This is a genomic window from Pseudomonas sp. Yb2C2, from assembly GCF_052112325.1.
In the GTDB taxonomy this organism is placed as follows: domain Bacteria; phylum Pseudomonadota; class Gammaproteobacteria; order Pseudomonadales; family Pseudomonadaceae; genus Aquipseudomonas; species Aquipseudomonas marginalis.
The window spans coordinates 1-255 of the sequence record NZ_JAVAJK010000078.1 but is presented as its reverse complement, the minus strand read 5'-3'; the positions used below and the strand labels follow the sequence as shown (position 1 = coordinate 255).

The following is a 255-nucleotide window of genomic DNA, read 5'->3' as shown; positions in this document are numbered from 1 at the left end:
GGGCATTTGCCGTGCTGCGCAGCCGTGGCCTGACCGCGCTGCTGGTGCAGGTCGAGGGCGGTCAGCAAAGCGCCGCCGGCAGCAGCCTGTTCAGCGCCAAGCTGTCGGACAACGACCTGGCCTGGGCAACGCGGCAACTGGCGAGCCTGCTCGGCGCCAGCCTGCCCCTGGAGGCGGCATTAAGCGCCACGGTGGAACAGGCGGAGAAAAAACACATCGCCCAGACCCTGGCCGCCGTGCGTGCCGATGTACGCG

The 255-nt window shown here is 69.4% G+C and carries 1 pseudogene; it reads left to right on the top strand.

Going from position 1 to position 255, the window contains the following annotated elements:
• A pseudogene (locus Q8X51_RS32230) lies at window positions 1-255 on the top strand (type II secretion system inner membrane protein GspF); the annotation flags it as partial.